The sequence below is a fragment of the Candidatus Methylomirabilota bacterium genome, assembly GCA_035764725.1.
Lineage (GTDB): Bacteria > Methylomirabilota > Methylomirabilia > Rokubacteriales > CSP1-6 > DASRWT01.
This window is the reverse complement of sequence record DASTYT010000050.1, coordinates 1-4,389: the sequence shown is the minus strand read 5'-3', so window position 1 is coordinate 4,389 and position 4,389 is coordinate 1. Positions and strand designations below refer to the sequence as shown.

Sequence of the window (4,389 nt, the reverse complement as noted above, 5' to 3'; positions counted from 1 at the left end):
CACCTGTTGCGCGCGGGGGCCCAGGTCGAGGTGACGGGGCCGGGTCTTCACGTGCCGCTGGGACGCGGGCCGGCCCAGCGCCACGCCGTGCTCACCGCGCTTGCGCTGTGGGACCCGGATGCGCCGAGGCGCGCGCGGGCGGGGCGCGTGGAGGGAGCCCGGCGCGCCGGGCTGCGCGAGATCCGCGTGAGTGTGGGCTAGCGGTCGCGGGACCCGTCGGCGGCTGCGTCATCCGCCCGGCGGCCGTGCGCCCTTGACAGGATCGAGGGTCGGCGCTATTGCTCCGGGGACCGACGTGCACCCCCCGACCCACGCCAAGGAGGCCCGCATGTTCCCGTACGTGAAGCAGGTCGGCATTTCCACGCGGCTCCTCGGCTCGCGCGCCCAGTAGCCCGCTCGTGCCTCTCGATCCGCGCGCGCTCACATCGCTTCGCTGGCGCTGCGTCGGCCCGCACCGCGGCGGTCGCGTGGTGGCGGTGGCTGGTGACCCCAGCGTCCCGTCCACCTTCTACTTCGGCGGCTGCGCCGGCGGGGTGTGGAAGACCACCGACGGCGGCGTCTACTGGGAGAACGTCTCCGACGGCTTCTTCGAGACGGCGGCGGTGGGCGCCCTCGCGGTGGCGCCTTCCGCGCCCAATGTGATCTACGCGGGGACCGGCGAGGCGTGCATCCGCGGCAACGTCTCCCACGGGGACGGGGTCTATCGCTCCGACGACGGCGGCCGCACCTGGCGCAACCTCGGCCTCAGGGACACGCGCCACATCGGCCGCGTGCGCGTGCACCCGACCGACCCCGACACCGCGTACGTGGCCGCGTTGGGCCACGCGTGGGGTCCCAATCGCGAGCGCGGGGTGTTCCGCTCCCGCGACGGCGGCGTGTCGTGGCAGCCGGTGCTCTTCAAGAGCGAACGGGCGGGCGCGGTCGATCTCTCGCTCGATCCCCGCAACCCGCGCGTGCTGCTGGCCGCGGTGTGGCAAGCGCAGCGCTTTCCGTGGGGGATGTCGAGCGGCGGACCCGAATCCGCCCTCTGGCGGTCCACCGACGGGGGCGACAGCTGGACCGACATCAGCCGGAATCCCGGCCTGCCGCGGGGCGTGCTCGGGCGCATCGGCGTGGCGATCTCCCCCGCCGACGGCCGTCGCATGTACGCGGTGGTGGAGGCGGAGGACGGCGCGCTCTTCCGCTCGAACGATGGCGGTGAGACCTGGGAGCGTGGCAGCGAGGAGCCGGGCCTCCGCGGCCGGCCCTGGTACTACATGCACGTAGTCCCCGATCCGAGCGACGCCGACACCCTGTGGGTGATGGACTACTCCCTGTGGAAGTCCATCGACGGCGGCAAGAGCTTCGTGGAGGTGGCGACGCCGCACGGGGACAACCACGACCTCTGGATCGATCCGCGCGACTCCCGCCGCATGATCGAGGGCAACGACGGGGGCGCCTGCGTGTCGTTCAACGGCGGCCAGTCGTGGTCGTCCATCTACAATCAGCCGACCGCCCAGTTCTACCACGTGTGCGCGGACGATCAGCAGCCCTACCGCATCTACGGCTCCCAGCAGGACAACTGGGCCATCAGTCTGCCGAGCCAGTCCCATCGCGGCGCCATCACCGCCATCGACTGGGTGCAGCCGGGCGGGGGCGAGAGCGGCTACATCGCGGTGAAGCCGGGCGACCCCAGCATCGTGGTGGGCGGCGCCATCGGGAGCGGCCCGGGCATGGGCCGGATGATCCACTACGATCACCGCACGGGGCAGGAGCGCATCATCAGCGTGTGGCCCGAGGGCTACGGCATGGGCACGCCGCCCAGCGAGCATCGCTACCGCTTCCAGTGGACGTTTCCCATCTTCTATTCGCGCTGGAATCCACGCGAGCTCTGGATTGCCGGCAACGTCATCTTCCGCTCCACCGACGAGGGGCACACGTGGGAGATCGTCAGCAAGGATCTCACGCGCAACGACCCCAGCAAGATGGGCCCCTCGGGCGGCCCCATCACCCGCGACAACACCGGGGCGGAGGTCTACGGCACCATCTTCGCCCTCGTCGAATCGCCGCACGAGCGCGACGTGCTGTGGGCCGGCACCGACGACGGCCTCGTGCACCTCTCGCGGGATCGCGGCCGCACCTGGCAGACGGTGACCCCGGCCGAGCTGCCCGAGTGGGCGCTCATCAGCGTCATCGAGCCGTCGCCGCACGACGCCGCCACCTGCTACGTGGCGGCCACGCGCTACAAGCATGACGACAGGCGGCCGTATCTCTTCAAGACCGCGGACCACGGGCGGACGTGGACGCGCGTGGACGCGGGCCTGCCCGACGGGGAGTTCACGCGCGTGATCCGAGAGGATCCCGCCCGCCGCGGTCTCCTCTACTGCGGCACGGAGTCGGGCGTGTGGGTGTCGCTGGACGACGGCCGCGCCTGGACCCGGCTCCGCGGGAACCTGCCGGTCGCTCCCGTGCACGATCTCATCGTGAAGGATGGCGATCTCGTGGTCGCCACTCACGGGCGCTCCTTCTGGATCCTCGACGATCTCTCGCCCCTCCATCAGATGGCGGATGCCGTGACCGCGGGCGATGCCCACCTCTTCACCCCGCGGCGCACCGTGCGCTGGCGCGCGTACCGCGGGCACGGGATGAGCCCGGGGCCCTACCGCGAGATCGCCTATCGCATGGCGGGGTCCCTGGGCTACGGTTATCGCCAAGTCGAGACGCCCACCGGCGAGAAGATCGAGCAGAAGCTGGACGCCGGTGACAACCCACCCAGCGGCGTGATCGTGCACTACTGGCTGCGCGAGGTCCCGGCCGGCGAGGTGACGCTGGGCTTCCTCGACGCCGACGGAAAGGAGATCCGGACCTTCACGAGCAAGCGGGCGCCCGTGGCCGAAGGCGCGCCCGCGCCCAGCACGAGCGGACCGAGCGCGGGCGGCGGAGAGGAAGCCCCCCGCGAGCCCGACGCGCCGGCCAACGGCGCCGAGGAGCCGCCGCATCCGACCAAGCTGGCGGGCGCGAACCGCTTCGTGTGGAATCTCCGGGGGCGTGACGCCACCAAGCTCCCCGACAACAAGGGGCGCGGCGGCAGCTCGGAGATGCTGACGGCGCCCCGCGTTCCGCCCGGCGCCTATCAGGTGCGGCTCACCGTGAACGGGCGCGCGCTCACCCAGCACGTCGAGCTCGTCAAGGATCCGCGGGCGGCCGCCACCGACGACGACCTGCGGGCGACCTACGCGCTGGCGCGCGAAGCCCACGAGCTCCTCGGCCGCGTGCACGACGCGGTGCTGCGCCTGCGCGACATCCGCGCGCAAGCCGAGAGCTGGCGCGATCGGTTGGCCGCGCCGCCCATCAAGACCGCGGCCCAGGCGCTGGCGCGGGCTCTCACCGCGGTGGAGGAGGAGCTCATCCAGGTCCGCTCCGACAATCCGCGAATGTTTCCGGCCAAGCTCAACACGCGCATCGGCACCGTGATCGGCCTCATCGACTACGCGGACGCGCCGCCGACCCAGGCCCTGCGCGACCTCACGGCGGACCTCGCCCGCCGCGCCGAGAGTGAGCTCGGCCGGCTCGAGCGCCTCATCGCGGAAGATGTGGCGCGCTTCAACGCTCAGTGCCGCGATGCCGGCGTCGCCGCCATCGTGTCGAAGCCGACCGCCCCGTAGGACGGCGCGCGCGCCTCATAACACCTTAGGTTCCTCCGAGGACCGCGGGGAACAGAATGTGCATATGACTGTGCGCATGGGTGTCACAGCGGTGACGGGAAGGCTTGGCGCGATCGGGCGCAGCCGATGAGCCCGATCGAGAGCTTGCACCTCGTCGAGCAGTACGGCCTCATCATCCTGCCCGCGGTCGCGGTCGCCGAGCAGATCGGCATACCGCTTCCCGCCGCGCCGATTCTCCTCGCAGTGGGGGCCTTGGCCGCGCACGGCCGCGTCAACATCGTGCTCGCGCTGTTGGCGTTATCCGTCGTGGCACTCGCGACGGACCTGGCCTGGTATGAGCTCGGCCGTCGGCACGGCGCGAACGTGCTGGAAAGGCTCTATCGGTGCTCTTCCAGGCCGGACCACTGCCGGCGCCGGGCCGCGGCGGTCTTCGCCCGTCACGGGGCGCGTAGCATGCTCGTCGCGAAGTTCTTACCCGGTCTGACGACCATCTTGCCGCCCCTCGCCGGCGTCTTCGCCGTCGGAAGGGTGCGTTTTGTCCTCTATGACCTCGCGGGCGTGCTCGTCTGGGCCCTCACATGGCTCTCGGCGGGATATTTCTTCAGCGACGCCATTACCCTCATCGCGAGCCGTGCCCGTGCCCTCGGACACCTGTTCGGGCTCGTGGTCGTCGTGAGCGCGCTGATCGCCTACGTGCTGTTCAGGTACGGACGGCGCCGTCGCGCGTTGGCCGAGCTCGCGGGAG

3 protein-coding genes are annotated in these 4,389 nt (G+C 71.3%); all 3 read left to right on the top strand.

Annotated features, from left to right (window positions below):
- On the top strand, nt 1–201 hold a 201-nt coding region (locus VFX14_08775; GenBank protein ID HEU5189769.1), incomplete at its 5' end, for a hypothetical protein.
- A 197-nt stretch (nt 202–398) separates the two neighbouring features.
- The gene (locus VFX14_08770; protein ID HEU5189768.1) at nt 399–3,644 is read left to right on the top strand and encodes a glycosyl hydrolase; all 3,246 of its coding nucleotides are present in this window, start codon (nt 399–401) and stop codon (nt 3,642–3,644) included.
- Nucleotides 3,645–3,770: 126 nt separating this feature from the next.
- A partial coding sequence (locus VFX14_08765; GenBank protein HEU5189767.1) for a DedA family protein occupies nt 3,771–4,389 on the top strand: 619 nt, incomplete at its 3' end.